Below are 17050 nucleotides of genomic sequence, written 5' to 3'. Positions count from 1 at the left end.
CCAGGCTCCGCCTGTCGATCAGTCGATCAACGGCACGGGCTGGGGCGGGGTGGGACCGCTGTACCGGGCGGCGGGGCGGATGATCTTCGAATCGGCGGCCTGTTCGAGGATGTTCGCACTCCAGCCGACCACGCGGGCCGCGCAGAAGGTCGGGGTGAACATCTCGCGCGGCAGTCCGCACAGCTCCATGACCACGCCCGCGTAGAACTCCACGTTGGTGTGCAGCTCGCGGCCGGGCTTGAGCTCGGCGAGGATCTCCTCGACCTGACGCTCGACCTCGACGGCGAAGTCCACGAGGGGCCCGCCGAACTGGAGGGCGATCTCGCGCAGCATGCGCGAGCGGGGGTCCTCGGTGCGGTAGACGGGATGGCCGAAGCCCATGATCCGGTCGCCCGCCAGGACCCGTTCGCGGATCCACGGCCCGATCCGGTCCACGGTGCCGATGGCATCGAGGGTGTCCAGGGCGCGGCTGGGCGCGCCGCCGTGCAGCGGGCCGGAGAGCGCGCCGATCGCCCCGGTGAGGCAGGCGGCGACGTCGGCGCCGGTGGAGGCGATGACGCGCGCGGTGAAGGTCGAGGCGTTGAAGCCGTGGTCGACGGTGGATATCAGGTACCGCTCGACCGCGCGGGTCTCGACCGGGCCGGGCTGCCGGCCGGTCAGCATGTAGAGGTAGTTGGCGGCGTACGGGAGGTCCTCGCGCGGCTCGACGGGCTCCAGCCCCTGCCCGAGCCGGTGCAACGCGGTCAGCAGGGTCGGTACGGCGGCGCAGGCGGCCAGGGCGTCGGCGGCCCGGCGGGCGGGGTCCAGGTCGTACACCGGGCGGAAGCCGGCGGAGGCGCCGAGCAGTGAGAGGGCGGTGCGCAGTCCGGCCAGCGGGCCGGAGAGCCGGGTGGCCCGGGCCAGGCCGGGCAGGGCGTCCCGTACCTCCCCGGGCAGCGGGCGCAGTGCGGCGGTCTCGGCGGCGAAGGCGGCCCGCTCGGCGGCGTCGGCGGGCAGTGTGCCGCGGAACATCAGGTGCCAGACGTCCTCGAAGCTGCGGCGGGCGGCGAGCTCGACGGCCGAGTACTGCCGGTAGTGGTAGAAGCCCTCGCGGCCCCGGACGTCTCCCAGCTCGGTTTCGGTGACCACGACCCCCGCGAGGCCGCGCGGTCCTTCGATGGTGCTGTCGGTGGTGTTCATGGATCGACCATCCATGATGGATTGAATCCTTGTCAATGTTGATTGAATCAATACAGCAATCCATCTGTAGGGTGTTCGTCATGAGCGACGAGAGGGACGGCGGGCGCAGGCTCAGCACACAGGAGGCGGCGCGGGTACTCGGAGTGAAACCGGCGACGGTGTACGCGTACGTCAGCCGGGGCCAGCTCAGCAGCCGCCGCGATCCGGCCGGCCGGGGCAGCAGCTTCGACGCGGCCGAGGTGGAGGCCCTGGCCCGGCGGAGCCGGCGCGAGGCGGCGGCTCCCGCCGGAGAGCTCTCCGTCCGTACGGCCCTCACCCTCATCGAGCCGGACCGGTACTACTTCCGGGGCGTGGACGCCGTGGCACTGGCCTCGGAGTACCGATACGAGGAGGTCGCCGAGTGGCTCTGGACCGGGACCGTCGCGCGGGGGGCACGGTTCACCGCTCCCCCGGAGGCCCTGGCGGCGGCCCGGCGGGCCGTGGCCGCGCTGCCGGCCCACGGCGGCCCCATCGACCGGCTGCGGGTGGCGGTGGCCGCAGCCGCGGTGGCGGACCCGCTGCGCTTCGACCTGTCCGAGGAGGCGGTACTCGGCTCCGTACGCTGCCTGATTCCCACGCTGGTCGGCGCGCTCCCCGTGGTGGGCGCGGCCCAGTGGGCCGGCGACGGCCGGATCGCGCGGCAGCTGTGGTCCCGGCTGACGGCCGAGGAGCCGGACCCGGACGCCCTGGCCGTGCTCGACCTGGCGCTGGCGCTGCTGGTCGACCACGACCTGGCCGCCTCCACCCTGGCCGTACGGGTGGCCGCCTCGGCGCGGGCCCATCCGTACGCGGCGGTGTCCGCCGGGCTCGGCGCGCTCGAAGGGCCCCTGCACGGCGCGGCCGGGCGGCTCGCGCACCGGATGCTGGTGGAGGTGCTGGAACAGGGCGGGGCGGCGCCGGTGGTGGCGGAGTACCTGCGGGCCGGGCGCCGGGTCCCGGGGCTCGGACACCGCCTGTACCAGGGCGAGGACCCGCGCGCGCGGGCGCTGTTCACCCGGCTGGAGGGACTGGAACAGGCCGCTCCCGCCCTGGGCGCGGCGCGCGAGGTGGCCGCGGTGATGGCCCGGCAGGGCGGACTGCACGCCAATGTGGACCTGGCGCTGGCGGTGCTGACCGTGTCGTGCGGGATGGCGGCGGAGGCCGGGGAGACGGTCTTCGCCGTGGCCCGCACGGCGGGCTGGATGGCACACGCCCTGGAGGAGTACCAGGAGCGGCCGCTGCGGATGCGGCCGAGCGGGCAGTACCACGGGCCCCGCCCGCCCCAGCCGATGCCGTGACGCCTCTTCACCCGCGGTGAGCCGTGCGCCACGGTCCGAACATGACGGAAGTGGCGAACCCGACAAGCTCGCCGTAGACGTTCCGCTCCTGCCGGGCCCGACCTACCGTTGCTGCCCATGCGGTTCCCCCTCATGAGCGCTCGGCGCCTCGGGCTGCCCAGACGGGCCGTCTCCCAGATCCTGCTGACCCAGCTGGCCATCGCCGCCGGGGTCGCCGTCCTGGCGACCGGACTCTTCCTGGCACCGCTGAGCGCTCAGCTCGACGACCAGGCCATGCGGCGCGCCCTCGCGATCGCGCAGAGCGCCGCGGCCGATCCCTCGCTGGCCGCCGACCTCCTGGACACCGGAATCTCGCCGGACAGCCCCGTACAGTCCTCCGCCGAGCGGATCCGCCGGGCCACCGGGGCCGAGTACGTGGTCGTCCTCGGCCTGGACGGCATCCGCCGCTCGCACCCGAGCGCCGACCGGATCGGGCTGCCCGTCTCCACCGACCCGAGCGCCGCGCTGGCGGGCCGCGAGGTCATGGAGATCGACGACGGCACCCTGGGACGCTCCGCGCGCGGCAAGGTCCCGCTGGTCGCCGCCGACGGCGAGATCGTCGGCGCCGTCTCGGTGGGCATCGCCTACGACAGCGTCCGCGACCGGCTGCTCGGCGCCATCCCGGGCCTGCTCGCCTACGCGGGCGGCGCACTGGCCGCGGGCGCCCTGGCCGCCTGTCTCCTCTCCCGCCGGATCCAGCGCCAGACCCGCGACCTGGCCTTCTCCGACATCTCCGGCCTGCTCGCCGAACGCGAGGCGATGCTGCACTCCATCCGCGAGGGCGTCATCGCCCTCGACCGCGAGGGCCGGGTCCGGCTCGTGAACGACGAGGCCGCCCGGCTGCTGGGTCTCGCCCCGGACTCCGCCGGCACCCTGGCGGGACGCCCCCTGGACGACGTACTCGGCGCCGGCCGCACCGCCGACGTGCTGTCGGGCCGCGTCACCGGCCGCGACCTGCTCACCGTCCAGGGCCCCCGTGTGCTGGTCGCCAACCGCATGCCCACCGAGGACGGCGGCGCCGTCGCCACCCTGCGCGACCGCACCGAGCTGGAACGCCTCGGCCGCGAACTCGACTCCACCCGCGGCCTCATCGACGCCTTGCGCGCCCAGGACCACGAGCACGCCAACCGCCTCCACAGCCTCCTCGGCCTGCTGGAACTGGGCCTGCACGAGGAGGCGGTGGCGTTCGTCACCGAGGTCGCCGACGTGCACCGCACGACCGCCGAACAGGTCACCGAGAAGGTCCACGACCCGCTGCTGGCCGCCCTTCTCGTGGGCAAGGCGACCGTCGCGGCCGAACGCGGCGTCCCCTTGCGGCTGGCCGAGACCACCCTCCTCCCCGACCGCCTGGTGGACCCGGGCGGCCTCGTCACGATCGTGGGCAACCTGGTGGACAACGCCCTGGACGCCGCCGCCGGTTCGACGGCGCCCCTGGTCGAGGTGGAGCTGCGCGCGGAGGGCCGTACCGCCGTGCTCCGGGTGCGCGACAGCGGCCCCGGAGTGCCCGCCGCGCGCCGCGAGCAGATCTTCACCGAGGGCTGGTCGACCAAGCAGCCCAGCGCCCTTCGCGAGCGGGGGCTAGGCCTCGCCCTCGTACGCCGCCTCGCGGAGCGGCAGGGTGGCAGCGCCCGGGCCGGTGAAGCAGCGGACGGAGGGGCGGCATTCTCCGTCGTACTCCCGGAGGCCCTGCGATGAACGAGGCGGTGAACGGGACCCCGATCCACGTATTGGTCGTCGACGACGACATGCGTGTTGCCCGGATCAACGCGGCGTACGTGGCGAAGGTTCCCGGTTTCCGGGTGACTGCCCAGGCCCATTCGGCGGCCGAGGCCCTGGAGTTCCTCACCTCCCGGGCGGTCGACCTGGTCCTCCTGGACCACTACCTCCCCGACGAGAACGGCCTGGACCTGGTCCGGCGCCTGCGCCAGCTCGGCCACCACACCGACGTGATCATGGTCACGGCCGCCCGCGACCTCGCCACCGTGCAGGCCGCGATGCGCCTGGGCGCCCTCCAGTACCTGGTCAAACCCTTCACCTTCGCCGGGCTGCGCACCCGGCTGGAGGCGTACGGGGCCCTGCGCCGCACCCTGGAGACGGGTGGCGAGGCCGAACAGGCCGAGGTGGACCGGATCTTCGGCGCCCTCGCCGCCGCGGGGCCCGCGAACGAGCTCCCCAAGGGCCACTCCCCGACCACCGCGGAACTGGTCCGTCAGGTCCTGCGCTCCGCACAGGGCCCGCTGTCCACCCAGCAGATCGCCGACCGCGCGGGCATCAGCCGCCAGACCGCCCAGCGCTACGTGAAGCTGCTCGAACGCACCAGCCGCGTGACCCTGGCCCTGCGCTACGGCGAGACCGGCCGCCCCGAGCACCGCTACACCTGGCTCCCGTCGGAGGGGCCGGTCTGACGGCGCTCAGACCGCTCCGGCGCCGGTCAGGGAGCGGACCTCCGTCTGCGCGTGCTTCGCCTCGTCCGGCTCCTCGTCCGAGGTGACCGTGCCCAGCCAGCCCGCCAGGAAGCCGAGCGGGATCGAGACGATCCCCGGGTTCTGCAGCGGGAAGTACTGGAAGTCCACGCCCGGGAAGAGGGATTCCGGGCTGCCCGACACCACCGGCGAGACCAGTACCAGCAACACCGCCGGAACCAGGCCCCCGTACACCGACCAGACGGCTCCCCGCGTCGTGAAGCCGCGCCAGAAGAGCGAGTACAGGAGCACCGGCAGGTTCGCCGAGGCCGCCACCGCGAAGGCCAGTCCCACCAGGAACGCCACGTTGAGGTCCTGGGCGAGCAGTCCGAGGGCGATCGCCACCGCCCCGATGCCGACGGCCGCGGCCCGGGCCACGGTGACCTCGCTGCGCTGCCTCGCGCGGCGCCGCTTGAGGGAGGCGTACAGGTCGTGGGCGACGGAGGCCGAGGAGGCCAGGGTGATGCCGGCGACCACGGCCAGGATGGTGGCGAAGGCGATGGCCGCCACGAAGGCGAACAGCACGGCGCCGCCGGTGGATTCGGCGCCCCCGCCGAGGAAGGCCGCGAGCAGTGGAACGGCCGTGTTCCCGGAGGCGTTGGAGGCCCGCACCTGGTCCGGGCCCACCAGCGCCGCCGCCCCGAAGCCGAGCACGATGGTCATCAGGTAGAAGCCGCCGATGAGCGCGATCGCCCACACCACGGAGCGGCGCGCCGCCCGCGCGGTGGGCACCGTGTAGAAGCGCGACAGGATGTGGGGCAGCCCGGCGGTCCCGAGGACCAGCGCGAGACCGAGGCTCATGAAGTCGACGCGAGCGGTCCAGTCCCCGCCGTACTTGAGGCCGGGGCCGAGGAACCTGGACCCGTGCCCGCTGCGGTCGGCGGCACTGGTGAGCAGCTGGTCGAAGTTCCCGTGGAAGCGCAGCAGCACGAGCACGGTCAGGGTGATCGCCCCGCCCATCAGCAGGACGGCCTTCACGATCTGGATCCAGGTGGTGGCCCGCATCCCGCCGAAGGACACGTAGACGACCATGAGCGCGCCCACCCCGATCACGGTCAGGGTCCGGGCCGCCGCGCTCGAACTGCCGAGCAGCAGGCCGACCAGGCTGCCCGCGCCGACCATCTGCGCCACCAGGTAGAGCACCGAGACGACGACCGAGGAGGTGCCGGCCGCGATCCGCACCGGACGCTCGCTCATCCGGGCGGCGACCACGTCGGCGAGGGTGAAGCGCCCGCAGTTGCGCACCAGTTCGGCGACCAGGAACAGCACCACCAGCCAGGCGACGAGGAACCCCACGGAGTAGAGCATGCCGTCGTAGCCGAAGAGGGCGATCAGGCCGGAGATGCCGAGGAAGGAGGCGGCGGACATGTAGTCGCCGGCGATGGCGAAACCGTTCTCCATCGGGGAGAACAGCCGGCCGCCCGCGTAGAACTCCTCGGCCGACCCGTGCCGGTTCCGGCTGACCCAGGTGGTGATGCCCAGGGTCACCGCGATGAAGACGCTGAACAGGATCAGCGCGAGGGTCTGGTGTTCGGTGGTCACCGGCCGGCCCCCCTCGCCCGGCTCCGCTCCTGGCCGCGTTCCTGCTCGAAGACGGTCCAGCGCAGATCGAGCGCGGCCCGGTCCCGGCGCAGTCGCGCGTGCCGGGCGTAGGCCCAGGTCAGCAGGAAGGTGGTGAGGAACTGGCCGAGCCCCGCCAGCATGGCCACGTTGACCGCGCCCACCACGGGCCGGGCCATCAGGGCGGGCGCGGCGGTGGCGGCGACCACGTAGGCGACGTACCAGAGGAAGAAGCCGGCGGTCGCGGGGACGACGAACCCGCGGTAGCGGCTGCGGACCTCCTGGAAGGCGGCGCTGCGCTGCACTTCGAGGTAGATGTCGGATGCGCCGTGCGCGGGGCTGTCACCCGGGGTCGGGCGCGGCGGGGACGTTTCCTCACCTTCGCCCCAGCCGACGGCCAGCGCGTCGTACCAGGGGTCGTCCAGCCGGATCGTTCCGGCATCACGACCATCGTGCTTGTCCACCGAACTCTCCTTGTCCGCCGCCGCATTGGCCGCGTGCCCACAAGGATGTGCTCAATAGTCGCTTTCCGGACTGATGTACCGGCGCTCTTCACTCCAACAGGTGATGGAGGGAAGAGTGCCGGTGTGCCGTCGTGAGGCATGCCGGGGCCGTTGGTGCCGGCCTCCGCCGGCCATCGGCCCCGAACGGGTCAGGCGTCGATGCGCGAGCGGTCGAGGGTCGCCGCGGAGCTCGTGATGAACTCCTTGCGCGGTGCCACCTCGTTGCCCATGAGCAGGTCGAAGACCTGCTCGGCCGAGTCCAGGTCGCCGATGTTGATCCGGCGCAGGGTGCGGAAGCGGGGGTCCATCGTGGTCTCCGCCAGCTGGTCCGCGTCCATCTCGCCCAGGCCCTTGTAGCGCTGGATCGAGTCCTTGTACCGGATGTTCTTGCGCTGGTACTCCAGCAGGGTCTGGCGCAGCTCGTTGTCCGAGTACGTGTAGACGTACTTGTCCTGGCCCTTCTTCGGCTGGACCAGCTCGATCCGGTGCAGTGGCGGCACGGCCGCGAAGACCCGGCCGGCCTCGACCATCGGCCGCATGTACCGCTGGAAGAGCGTGAGCAGCAGGCAGCGGATGTGCGCGCCGTCCACGTCGGCGTCGACGAGCAGCACGATCTTTCCGTAGCGGGCGGCGTCGATGTCGAAGGTCCGGCCCGAGCCGGCTCCTATGACCTGGATGATCGCCCCGCACTCGGCGTTCTTGAGCATGTCCGAGATCGAGGACTTCTGGACGTTGAGGATCTTGCCGCGGATGGGCAGGAGGGCCTGGAATTCCGAGTTGCGGGCGAGCTTCGCCGTACCGAGGGCCGAGTCGCCCTCGACGATGAAGAGCTCGCTGCGCTCCACGTCGTCGCTGCGGCAGTCGGCCAGCTTGGCGGGGAGCGAGGAGGTCTCCAGCGCGGTCTTGCGGCGCTGCGCCTCCTTGTGCTGGCGGGCGGCGATCCGGGTCCGGGCGGCCGCGACGATCTTCTCCATCACGGCGCGGGCCTGCTGCTTGTCGTCGCGCTTGGTGGAGGTCAGGAAGGCCTTGAGTTCCTTGGCGACCACGGCGGCGACGATCCGGGTGGCCGCGGAGGTGCCGAGCACCTCCTTGGTCTGGCCCTCGAACTGCGGCTCGGCGAGGCGGACGGTGACGACGGCGGTCATGCCCTCCATCGCGTCGTCCTTGACCACGTCGTCCTCGGCGACGCGCAGCAGCTTGGCCGAGCGCAGCACCTCGTTCACGGTCTTGGCGATCGAGCGCTCGAAGCCGGAGACGTGGGTGCCGCCCTTGGGGGTGGCGATGATGTTCACGAAGGACTTGACGTTGGTCTCGTACCCCGTGCCCCAGCGCAGGGCGATGTCCACGCCGAGCTCGCGCGTCACCTCGGTGGGCGTCATGTGGCCGCGGTCGTCGAGAACCGGGACGGTCTCCTTGAAGGTGCCCGTGCCGTTCAGGCGCAGCACGTCGCAGACGGCCTTGTCCTGGGCGAGGTACTCGCAGAACTCGCTGATGCCGCCGTCGAAGCGGAAGAGCTCCTCCGTCTTGCCGGCCCCGTCGATGCCTCGCTCGTCGCGGACGACGAGGGTCAGGCCGGGGACGAGGAAGGCGGTCTGGCGGGCGCGCTGGTAGAGCGTCTCCAGGTTGAGCCGGGCGTCCTTGAGGAAGATCTGGCGGTCGGCCCAGTAGCGGACCCGGGTGCCGGTCCTGCCCTTGGTGATCCGCTTGACCTTGCGCAGGCCGTTCGCGGGATCGAACGGACTTTCGGGACCCTGCTCGGTGAACATCCCGGGGACGCCGCGGCGGAAGCTGATGGCGTGGGTGGCGCTGTTGCGGTCGACCTCGACGTCCAGCCGGGCGGAGAGGGCGTTGACCACGGAGGCGCCGACGCCGTGCAGGCCGCCTGAGGCCGCGTACGAGCCGCCGCCGAACTTGCCGCCCGCGTGCAGCTTGGTCATGACGACCTCGACGCCGGACAGGCCGGTCTTGGGCTCGACGTCCACGGGGATGCCGCGGCCGTTGTCCCGGACCTCGACGGAGGAGTCCTCGTGGAGGATGACCTCGATGTGGTCGCAGTAGCCGCCCAGGGCCTCGTCGACGGAATTGTCGATGATCTCCCACAGGCAGTGCATCAGGCCCCGGCTGTCGGTCGAGCCGATATACATGCCGGGGCGCTTGCGGACGGCCTCCAGCCCCTCGAGGACGAGCAGGTGCCGCGCGGTGTAGTTGGAACCGTCCCGGTCTGCTCCGGACAGCAGCGCGCTGGAAGGCACGGACGTGTCGGCGGTCACGCAGTTCGCTCCTCGCTGAATTCTTTTTCTGGCCCGGTCGGGCGCAGGGGTGGCTCGGCTGCCGCTCGAAGGGTACCGAGGCCAGGTAGAGCCGATGCAACGCCACCCTCGCGCGCTCCTCACCCTAGTCCAGATCCGTACGAACGTTCGATCCCCCGGCCGGGTGAAGGAAACATCACGTTCCCTTCCGCGCATGAACCATTTAGGGTTCGGGCACGTCCTCATGAACAACCTGGCACTCACGCCGGGGGAGGATGGAACTGCAACAAGCGCACGACTGACAACGCGAAACCGTAAAGCAACGCAATACGGCTCCTTCGCCGCCAACCGGCAACAGCCGGCCAGCTTCGGAAGGAAGTTTCGAGGAAAAGCCGCGAGCGGGAACGTTTTCGGCCTGGTTGGATGTTGACCCTGGTACGACAGCTCGTCGAGCTAGAGAAGAGGCGACGTGACTACTGTTCTGACACCCGCGACCCCGCTGACGGCCGCTGACCGATGCGACCGTTGCGGCGCCCAGGCATATCTGCGCGTCGTCCTGCTGAGCGGCGGTGAACTGCTCTTCTGCGCCCACCACGGTCGCAAGTTCGAGCCGGAACTCAAGAAGATCGCCGCGGAAATACAGGATGAGACCGAGCGGCTTACGTCCGCTCCGGCTGCCAATGCCGAACCCGAGGACCGCTGACACAAGGCCTATACCTCGCATCCGACGAGCCAGGACCGGCGATGCCGGTCGACGGGCGGCACCCCTGAGACCCAGGGGTGCCGCCCGTCCTCACATCCACGGCCGCCCGCGCTCGGGCCGGGCGGCCGTACGGTCGCTAACCCGTGCGGTGCCCCTGTACGGGCCCTGCGCCCGGCACGGAGCGCCTGCGGGCCTCCCACGCGGCGTCCTGGACCCGGTCGGGCTGTGCGCCCGTCTCCGGGCCCGTCACGAAGCCGGCGAGGGGGGCGATGCGCGTATACACCCCCGGGCTGTCCGCGCGTCCGCAGCCGCGGCCCCACGAGACCAGCCCGATGAGCCGCCCCTGCGCGACCAGCGGTCCGCCGCTGTCGCCCTGGCAGGCGTCCTTGCCGCCCCCGCTGTCCCCCGCGCACACCATGGACTCGGCCCGGTACTGCCCGTCGGCATCCCCGGGGTAGGCCCGCCCGCACACCTCGTCCGCCAGTACCGTCACCCGCGCGGCCCGGAGCGCGTACGCGTAGTCACCGAAGCCGCTCGTGTCGCCCCAGCCGTAGACGGCCGCCTCCGTCCCCGCCCCGTAGGCGGAATGCCCCGCCTCCGCCAGGGGCAGCACGTGGAGGGCCGGCACGGCCTCGGCCAGTTCCAGGACGGCGAGGTCCCCCGCGTTGCTCTGCGGGTCGTAGGCCGGGTTCACCCGGGCCCCGCGCACCGGGATCTCCCGGCCGTCGGCCGCCGTCAGCTCCGTACGCCCGACGATCACCCGGAAGTCGGACACGGATTCGACCGGGCCGCCCAGCACCTGGCTGCCCAGGCAGTGGGCCGCGGTCACCACCCGGGTCGGCGCCACGACGACTCCCCCGCAGAACTGCCCGCCCCGCGTACCCCCGAACCGGTCACGGCTGGCCAGCGCCACGACCCAGGGGCTGTCGGCCACCCTGACCGGCTTCCCGCCGATCACCACGCTGTCGGCGGCCGCCTGCGGCACCTGGGCGAGCGGCGCCGCGGCCGCTCCCGCCGCCAGGGTCAGCGCTCCCGCCAGAGCACGGGCAAAGGGACGACGCATGAGGCCTCCTGACTCCGAGTGTGCATGACTCCACCCAGAGTGGGATGCCCGGTGGCCGGGCGCACCCGCGCGGCCACCCGCCGCCGTCCCCGTACCGGTCAGTCCAGGTAGTCGCGCAGCACCTGCGAGCGGGACGGGTGCCGCAGCTTCGACATCGTCTTCGACTCGATCTGGCGGATCCGCTCACGCGTGACCCCGTAGACCTTGCCGATCTCGTCGAGGGTCTTGGGCTGCCCGTCCGTGAGACCGAAGCGCATCGAGACCACGCCGGCCTCGCGCTCGCTCAGCGTGTCGAGGACCGAGTGCAGCTGCTCCTGCAGGAGCGTGAAGCTCACGGCGTCGGCCGGGACGACCGCCTCGGAGTCCTCGATGAGGTCACCGAACTCGCTGTCGCCGTCCTCACCGAGCGGCGTGTGCAGGGAGATCGGCTCGCGGCCGTACTTCTGGACCTCGATGACCTTCTCGGGGGTCATGTCGAGTTCCTTGGCCAGCTCCTCCGGAGTGGGCTCGCGGCCCAGGTCCTGGAGCATCTGGCGCTGCACGCGGGCGAGCTTGTTGATGACCTCGACCATGTGCACCGGGATGCGGATGGTGCGGGCCTGGTCGGCCATGGCGCGCGTGATCGCCTGCCGGATCCACCAGGTCGCGTACGTGGAGAACTTGTAGCCCTTGGTGTAGTCGAACTTCTCGACCGCGCGGATCAGGCCCAGGTTGCCCTCCTGGATCAGGTCCAGGAAGAGCATGCCGCGGCCGGTGTACCGCTTGGCGAGGGAGACCACGAGGCGGAGGTTGGCCTCCAGCAGGTGGTTCTTCGCGCGCCGGCCGTCCTCGGCGATGATCTCCAGCTCGCGCTTGAGCTTGGGCGCCAGCTTGTCGGAGTTCGCCAGCTTGTCCTCGGCGAACAGGCCGGCCTCGATGCGCTTGGCGAGTTCCACCTCCTGCTCGGCGTTGAGGAGGGGGACCTTGCCGATCTGCTTGAGGTAGTCCTTGACCGGGTCGGCGGTGGCACCGGCGACCACGACCTGCTGGGCGGGGGCGTCGTCCTCGTCGTCGGAGATGACGAAGCCCTTGTTCTCGCCGCCCTCCTCCTCTTCGTCGCCCTCGGTCTTCGCGGCGTCGGGACCCTCGTCGGGGGTCTCGTCCTCGCCGCCCTCGTCGGCGTCCTTCTTGGCTGCGGTCTTCTTCGCCGCCGTCTTCTTGGCCGCGGTCTTCTTGGCGGGCGCGGCCTTCTTCGCGGCGGTCTTCTTCGCCGCCGTCTTCTTGGCCGCGGGCTCGGTTCCGGACTCCTCCGCGAGGAGGTCCGCGGTCTCCGGGTCCGCCGTCCCGGCTGCCGGGGCCGCGGTGGGCGCGGTGGCCGCGGGCTGCGCTGCCGTCGTCCCGGCCTCCGTCTTCCTGACGGGCTCGGTGGCCGTCCGCTTGGCCGGGCTCTTCGCTGCGACGCTCTTGCGGGTGGTGCGCTTGGGCGACTCCGCGGCACTGACCATCAGCGTCACACCCTCTTCCTCGAGGATCTGGTTGAGGCTGCGCAGAACATTCTTCCACTGGGTCGCAGGAATCTGGTCAGCCTCGAAGGCCCGACGCACGTCATCGCCGGCGATCTGCCCCTCGGCCTTGCCCCGCTCGATGAGCGCCATCACAGACTCGGAATCGGCGATCTCCGGCGGGAGCGTACGGGATGTGCTGGCCGACACGAACAACCTCTCGGAACGATGGGAACGGCTTCCGACGCCGGGCCTGGTGGTGCTGGACCGGAGCCGACGACCACTGACCGGGGATGGGCCGGCGGCGCGGGCAGGGGCCGGGGAGCTGCACAGCACCCCCAAGGGCTGCTGTCTTCCCTCCGTCGGCCATCACCTCTTAGGTCATCGCGTGACCTCGCAGAGTGTTACGCCCAATCTTCGTGGCCCGAGTCACACCCCGTACGGACGGACGCCGGTCAGGGGGTCGTCACGGTGGTCCGGACGGGGCCCGGCCTCCGCGCGGAGGGCCCCACGCGGGTGTCGCCGGACCCGACCGGGCCCGGCGACACGTCCTGCACACCCCCACGCCCCCGCGCGTCCGCCCGTCAGTGCTCGCGCGGGGCGGGGACCACGCGCTCGACCTCCGGATGCACCGTCAGGAGCTGGCGCATGGCGTTCTCGGCACCGGTCGCGTCACCCGCGGCGATGGCCTCGACCATCCGCGCGTGGTGGGCCACACAGGTCTCGCTCGGCCGGTCGCAGGCGGTGATCGGGCTGCCGGAGACCTGGAGGGCGGCGGAGACGATGCCGGAGAGGTGCTCCAGCATGCGGTTGCCGGCGACCTGGATGAGGAGCGCGTGGAACTCGTTGTCGGCGCGCGCGAAGGTGATCGAGTCGCCCTGGCCGAGGGCGTGGCCCATGATCTCGACCATGTCGGCGAGGCGCTGCTGGATGTCCGGACGGCCGTGGCCGGCGGCGAGGCGGGCGGCGAGCGGTTCGATGGTCCAGCGGAGCTCGCCCAGCTCGCGGCGCTGGTCGTCGCGCTGGGGGCCGAAGGCGCGCCACTCGATGATGTCGGGGTCGAGCAGGTTCCAGTCGGCGACGGGGCGGACCCGGGTGCCGACGTTGGGACGGGCGCTGACGAGGCCCTTGGCCTCCAGGACCCGCAGCGATTCGCGGACGACCGTGCGGGAGACCTCGAAGCGCTGGCCGATCTCCTCGGGGACCAGGGGGCGGTCCGCTCCGAGGTCACCGGAAACGATCATCTGGCCGAGCTGCTGGACGAGTTGGCCGTGCAGTCCGCGGCCGCGGCTGCCTGCCGCGCGGCGGCCGACCCGGCTCAACTCGACGTCGGCGCCGTCCCAGTGGGGCGCTCCGACGCGGTCGGACCCGGGGGCCTCCGCGTAGGGGTAGCGGTCGAGTTCGCCCGGGCCGGCGAGGCCGGAGTCGGCGTGGCGGGCGGCGGTCATCATGGTGTGCGCAAGGGTACTCACGAATCCTTTGTCGGCCGTGCCTCCACGACCCTTGAGGTCTTTGGTGAAAAGCACACGAAAGGGTGATCGGTGCCACCTACGCAATTGACGACTTATCGTAAAGAAACGGGCCCTTTGCGGGGAGTTGCGGTCCGCTTGACGCGACACGGACGGCAACGGTCCCGTCCGTGACTTCTCCGGCACCGGAACGATCACCAACGGACCCGGCTGCGCAGTCCGGTGAACCCATAGGCGCACAACAGGACCATCAGCGACAACACCAGCGCGGTCCCGACGGGTTGGGCCATCACCCGCAGGGCCCCCACGAGCAGGCGGTCCGCCTCCGGCGGCCACTGCACCCAGCTCAGGCCCCGCAGCCGGGGCCCGAGCCCGGTGACCGGGTACGCGGACGAACCCTCCAGGGCCTTGCGCACCAGCGGCACCACCATCACCGGTACGGCGAGCACCGCGGCCAGCCCTGCGGTGGCGGACCGGAAGACTCCGGAGGCCAGTACGCCGGCCCAGGCGCAGCCGATGAGCAGCCCGGCCCAACTCGCGGCCGGGGACAGCCACTCCACCGGGGTGCGCAGCGGGCCGCTGTCGAAGACGAGCGCGAGCGCGGCGGCGTCGGCCGCCACGGCCAGGGCGCCCAGCAGCAGGGCGAGGGCCGCGCAGACGCCGAGCTTTGCGGTGAGCAGCCCCATCCGGCGGGGCACGGTGCCACGGTCGGCGGCGAGCGCGGGGTAGCGGTACTCCTCGCCGAAAGCCAGCGCGCCGAGCAGTCCCGCGCCGAGAGCGGCGGGCGGCAGCGGCAGCAGCTCGGGCCAGGCGGCGAGCAGCCGGTTCTGCGGGGTCTGCCCGGCCCGGGCCAGCACCAGGGAGGTGAGGACGGAGACGGCGACGACGAGGGCGGCGGTGAGCACGGGCGTGGCGGTGCCGAAGACCCGGAGCAGCTCGTAGCGCAGCGGCCGCAGCGGCCCGCCCACGCGGCGCACGGTCGAGGCGGGCCGCCGGGGGCGGTCGTGCCGGGGGCGCCGGCCGGAGTCCCCGTTGCCGGCCTCTGCGGGCTCCGGCGGGCTCGCGCAGGCAGAGGCGGAGGCGCGGGCGTGCGGGACGGGCGCCGTCGGCGAGCCGGCGTCACCCGTCTCGTCCGCGAGCTGGTGGACCAGGACGCCGTGCCGGAACGCGGCTTCGCCGACCTCGGCGCAGTTGCTGCCGTACACCGAGAGGCGGCTGCCGCTCTCCGCCACGATCTCCACCGAGCGCTGGGCGGCCCGGGCCTCCCGGCCCAGTACGTCGGCCAGCCGGGCGGCGTGCGGGGTGCGCACGGCGACCCGCGGCCGCAGCCGGGTCCGGGCGAACTCGGCGGCGTCCTGGTCGGCGACGAGCCGGCCCGCCTCGATGCTGACGACCCGGTCGGCGCTGCGGGCGGCTTCCTTCGCGTCGTCGGTGGTGAAGAGCACGGCCCCGCCGAGGGAGGCATGGCCGCGCAGCAGCCCGTGCAGCCAGCCGCGCTCGCGGGGGGAGAGTCCGGCGCCGGGCTCGTCCAGGAGCAGGGTGCACGGATCGGCGAGCAGCGCCGAGGCCAGTGCGACCCTGCGCTCCATGCCGAGCGAGAGCGAACCGAGCCGCTGGTCCCGGAGGCCGGCGATGCCGACGACCTCCAGCATGGTGTCGGCCCGGGAGGCCGGCACCCCGGCGGCGGCGCAGAGCATCCGCAGCTGGTTGCGGACGGTCCGTGCGGGGTTGCCGGGAACGTCGCCCAGTAGCACCCCGACCTCACGGCCGGGGTACGGGAGCCGGTGCAGCGGGCGGCCGCGGAAGTAGGTGACGCCGCGGCCCGGTTCGAGTTCGAGCATGAGCCGCAGCGCGGTGGTCTTGCCCGATCCCGGCTCTCCGAGCAGGGCGGTCACATGCCCCGGGCGGGCCTCGAAGGTGAGGTCGTCCACGAGGGGCGGGGCGTCGGGGCGGTGTTTGCTGGTGAGTCCGATGGCCTGGAGCATCGCTTCTCTCGCGGGGGGTGAGACCGCTCTGCGGCAGGGTGAGTACCGCAAGCAAGATAACGCGATATGTCCGATTTTCTGCGCAACCGGTCCGATGGGATGCCGGTATTGCCGCCGGACTCGGTACGAGCGCCGGGCCCGGTCCCCGCGCCGCCCGCCCCGCCGGCGCACGGGGTACGGCGTCAGACCTCGGGGCGGAGCATCGGCGGGTTGAGCAGTGTGGCCCCGCCGGCGCGGAACAGCTGGGCCGGGCGCCCGCCCTGACGGGTCGTCGTCCCTCCGGCCGGCACCAGGAATCCGGGGGTCCCGGTGACCTTGCGGTGGAAGTTGCGCGGGTCCAGGGCCACGCCCCAGACGGCCTCGTAGACCCGGCGCAGCTCGCCGACGGTGAACTCGGGCGGGCAGAAGGCGGTGGCCAGCGAGGAGTACTCGATCTTCGAGCGGGCCCGCTCCACGCCGTCGGCGAGGATCCGGGCGTGGTCGAACGCGAGCGCCGTGGCCGCCTCGTCGTGGGCGGCCAGCAGCTCGTCCACGGGGGCCCAGCGCGCGCTGTTGGCATCGCCTCCGGCACGCGGCGCCGGAAGGTCCGGAGCCAGCACCAGGTGCGCCACGCTGACGACACGCATCCGCGGATCCCGCTTCGGATCGCCGTACGTGGCCAGCTGTTCGAGGTGCGCACCGTTGCCCGCGCCGGGCAGGGCGGGATCGTGGGCGCACAGGCCGGTCTCCTCGGAGAGCTCCCGCGCGGCGGCACCGGCCAGGTCCTCGTCCCCGCGGACGAATCCGCCGGGCAGCGCCCAGCGCCCCTGGAACGGCTGCTCACCCCGGCGGACGACCAGCGCGCAGAGCGCGTGGCGCCGCACGGTGAGCACGACCAGGTCGACGGTGACGGCAAAGGGCGGGAAGGCCGACGGGTCGTAGGGCGACATGCCGCGATCATAGTCGTCTGCCTGACGATAAACAGCTCTTTGGTGACCTTGAAGAGACTGTTCCGGACGCGGGAGGCCGACGGCTCGTCCTGCTGCCCGCCGCGATCGGCCA

The 17050-nt window shown here is 72.4% G+C and carries 13 protein-coding genes; 4 read left to right on the top strand and 9 right to left on the bottom strand.

All coding sequences use genetic code 11. The features are described 5' to 3' along the window. Nucleotides 1-18: 18 nt before the first annotated feature. A complete protein-coding gene (locus ACZ4VT_RS10230) occupies nt 19-1179 on the bottom strand; it encodes a citrate synthase/methylcitrate synthase (protein WP_467948256.1) in 1161 nt (386 codons plus the stop codon). Between the two features lie 80 nt (nt 1180-1259). Here ACZ4VT_RS10230 and ACZ4VT_RS10225 point away from each other — a divergent pair, with 80 nt between their 5' ends. From ACZ4VT_RS10225 to ACZ4VT_RS10215, 3 genes are all read left to right on the top strand, one after another. Further along, nucleotides 1260-2495, top strand: coding sequence for a citrate synthase (locus ACZ4VT_RS10225; protein WP_467948255.1), 1236 nt, complete (start codon nt 1260-1262; stop codon nt 2493-2495). Between the two features lie 132 nt (nt 2496-2627). Then, on the top strand, nt 2628-4229 hold the full coding sequence (locus tag ACZ4VT_RS10220; RefSeq protein ID WP_467948253.1) for a sensor histidine kinase: 1602 nt from the start codon (nt 2628-2630) through the stop codon (nt 4227-4229). Next, nucleotides 4226-4939, top strand: a complete 714-nt coding sequence (locus tag ACZ4VT_RS10215; protein WP_467948251.1) for a response regulator — start codon at nt 4226-4228, stop codon at nt 4937-4939. The genes ACZ4VT_RS10220 and ACZ4VT_RS10215 overlap by 4 nt, the downstream gene beginning before the upstream one ends. Before the next feature lie 6 nt (nt 4940-4945). On the opposite strand, the gene ACZ4VT_RS10210 is transcribed toward ACZ4VT_RS10215, so the two are convergent. From ACZ4VT_RS10210 to ACZ4VT_RS10200, 3 genes are all read right to left on the bottom strand, one after another. Next, the gene (locus tag ACZ4VT_RS10210; RefSeq protein ID WP_467948250.1) at nt 4946-6538 is read right to left on the bottom strand and encodes a solute symporter family protein; all 1593 of its coding nucleotides are present in this window, start codon (nt 6536-6538) and stop codon (nt 4946-4948) included. Beyond that, nucleotides 6535-7020, bottom strand: coding sequence for a DUF485 domain-containing protein (locus ACZ4VT_RS10205; protein WP_467948248.1), 486 nt, complete (start codon nt 7018-7020; stop codon nt 6535-6537). Before ACZ4VT_RS10205 ends, ACZ4VT_RS10210 begins: the two co-directional genes overlap by 4 nt. A gap of 188 nt (nt 7021-7208) precedes the next feature. Then, a complete protein-coding gene (locus tag ACZ4VT_RS10200; protein ID WP_467948246.1) occupies nt 7209-9329 on the bottom strand; it encodes a DNA gyrase/topoisomerase IV subunit B in 2121 nt (706 codons plus the stop codon). 448 nt (nt 9330-9777) lie between these two features. Between ACZ4VT_RS10200 and ACZ4VT_RS10195 the strand changes: the two genes are divergently transcribed. Beyond that, a complete protein-coding gene (locus ACZ4VT_RS10195; RefSeq protein WP_030016583.1) occupies nt 9778-10011 on the top strand; it encodes a DUF7455 domain-containing protein in 234 nt (77 codons plus the stop codon). 136 nt (nt 10012-10147) lie between these two features. Here the strand turns inward: ACZ4VT_RS10195 and ACZ4VT_RS10190 are convergent, their stop codons facing one another. From ACZ4VT_RS10190 to ACZ4VT_RS10170, 5 genes are all read right to left on the bottom strand, one after another. Then, nucleotides 10148-11074, bottom strand: coding sequence for a serine protease (locus ACZ4VT_RS10190; protein ID WP_467948244.1), 927 nt, complete (start codon nt 11072-11074; stop codon nt 10148-10150). A 98-nt stretch (nt 11075-11172) separates the two neighbouring features. After that, on the bottom strand, nt 11173-12771 hold the full coding sequence (locus ACZ4VT_RS10185) for an RNA polymerase sigma factor (protein ID WP_467948243.1): 1599 nt from the start codon (nt 12769-12771) through the stop codon (nt 11173-11175). A 368-nt stretch (nt 12772-13139) separates the two neighbouring features. Continuing rightward, complete coding sequence (locus tag ACZ4VT_RS10180) at nt 13140-14081, bottom strand: FadR/GntR family transcriptional regulator (protein WP_467948241.1); 942 nt, start codon at nt 14079-14081, stop codon at nt 13140-13142. A 137-nt stretch (nt 14082-14218) separates the two neighbouring features. Further along, nucleotides 14219-16009 carry an ATP-binding cassette domain-containing protein gene (locus ACZ4VT_RS10175; protein WP_467948239.1) on the bottom strand — a complete coding sequence of 597 codons (1791 nt, stop codon included), beginning with the start codon at nt 16007-16009 and terminating at the stop codon, nt 14219-14221. Between the two features lie 182 nt (nt 16010-16191). Next, nucleotides 16192-16938 carry an NUDIX hydrolase gene (locus ACZ4VT_RS10170; RefSeq protein WP_351597784.1) on the bottom strand — a complete coding sequence of 249 codons (747 nt, stop codon included), beginning with the start codon at nt 16936-16938 and terminating at the stop codon, nt 16192-16194. Nucleotides 16939-17050: the final 112 nt, after the last annotated feature.

It is taken from the genome of Streptomyces sp. NPDC029164, from assembly GCF_055563995.1.
The sequence above is the reverse complement of the archived record's forward strand: the minus strand, read 5'-3'. Positions and strand labels throughout refer to the sequence as shown.

Excerpts from the sequence above, each read along its gene's own strand:
- ACZ4VT_RS10190 (WP_467948244.1), bottom strand. The coding sequence starts at position 11,074 with ATGCGTCGTCCCTTTGCCCGTGCTCTGGCGGGAGCGCTGACCCTGGCG.
- ACZ4VT_RS10230 (WP_467948256.1), bottom strand. The coding sequence starts at position 1,179 with ATGAACACCACCGACAGCACCATCGAAGGACCGCGCGGCCTCGCGGGG.
- ACZ4VT_RS10220 (WP_467948253.1), top strand. The coding sequence starts at position 2,628 with ATGAGCGCTCGGCGCCTCGGGCTGCCCAGACGGGCCGTCTCCCAGATC.
- ACZ4VT_RS10225 (WP_467948255.1), top strand. The coding sequence starts at position 1,260 with ATGAGCGACGAGAGGGACGGCGGGCGCAGGCTCAGCACACAGGAGGCG.
- ACZ4VT_RS10215 (WP_467948251.1), top strand. The coding sequence starts at position 4,226 with ATGAACGAGGCGGTGAACGGGACCCCGATCCACGTATTGGTCGTCGAC.
- ACZ4VT_RS10170 (WP_351597784.1), bottom strand. The coding sequence starts at position 16,938 with ATGTCGCCCTACGACCCGTCGGCCTTCCCGCCCTTTGCCGTCACCGTC.
- ACZ4VT_RS10175 (WP_467948239.1), bottom strand. The coding sequence starts at position 16,009 with ATGCTCCAGGCCATCGGACTCACCAGCAAACACCGCCCCGACGCCCCG.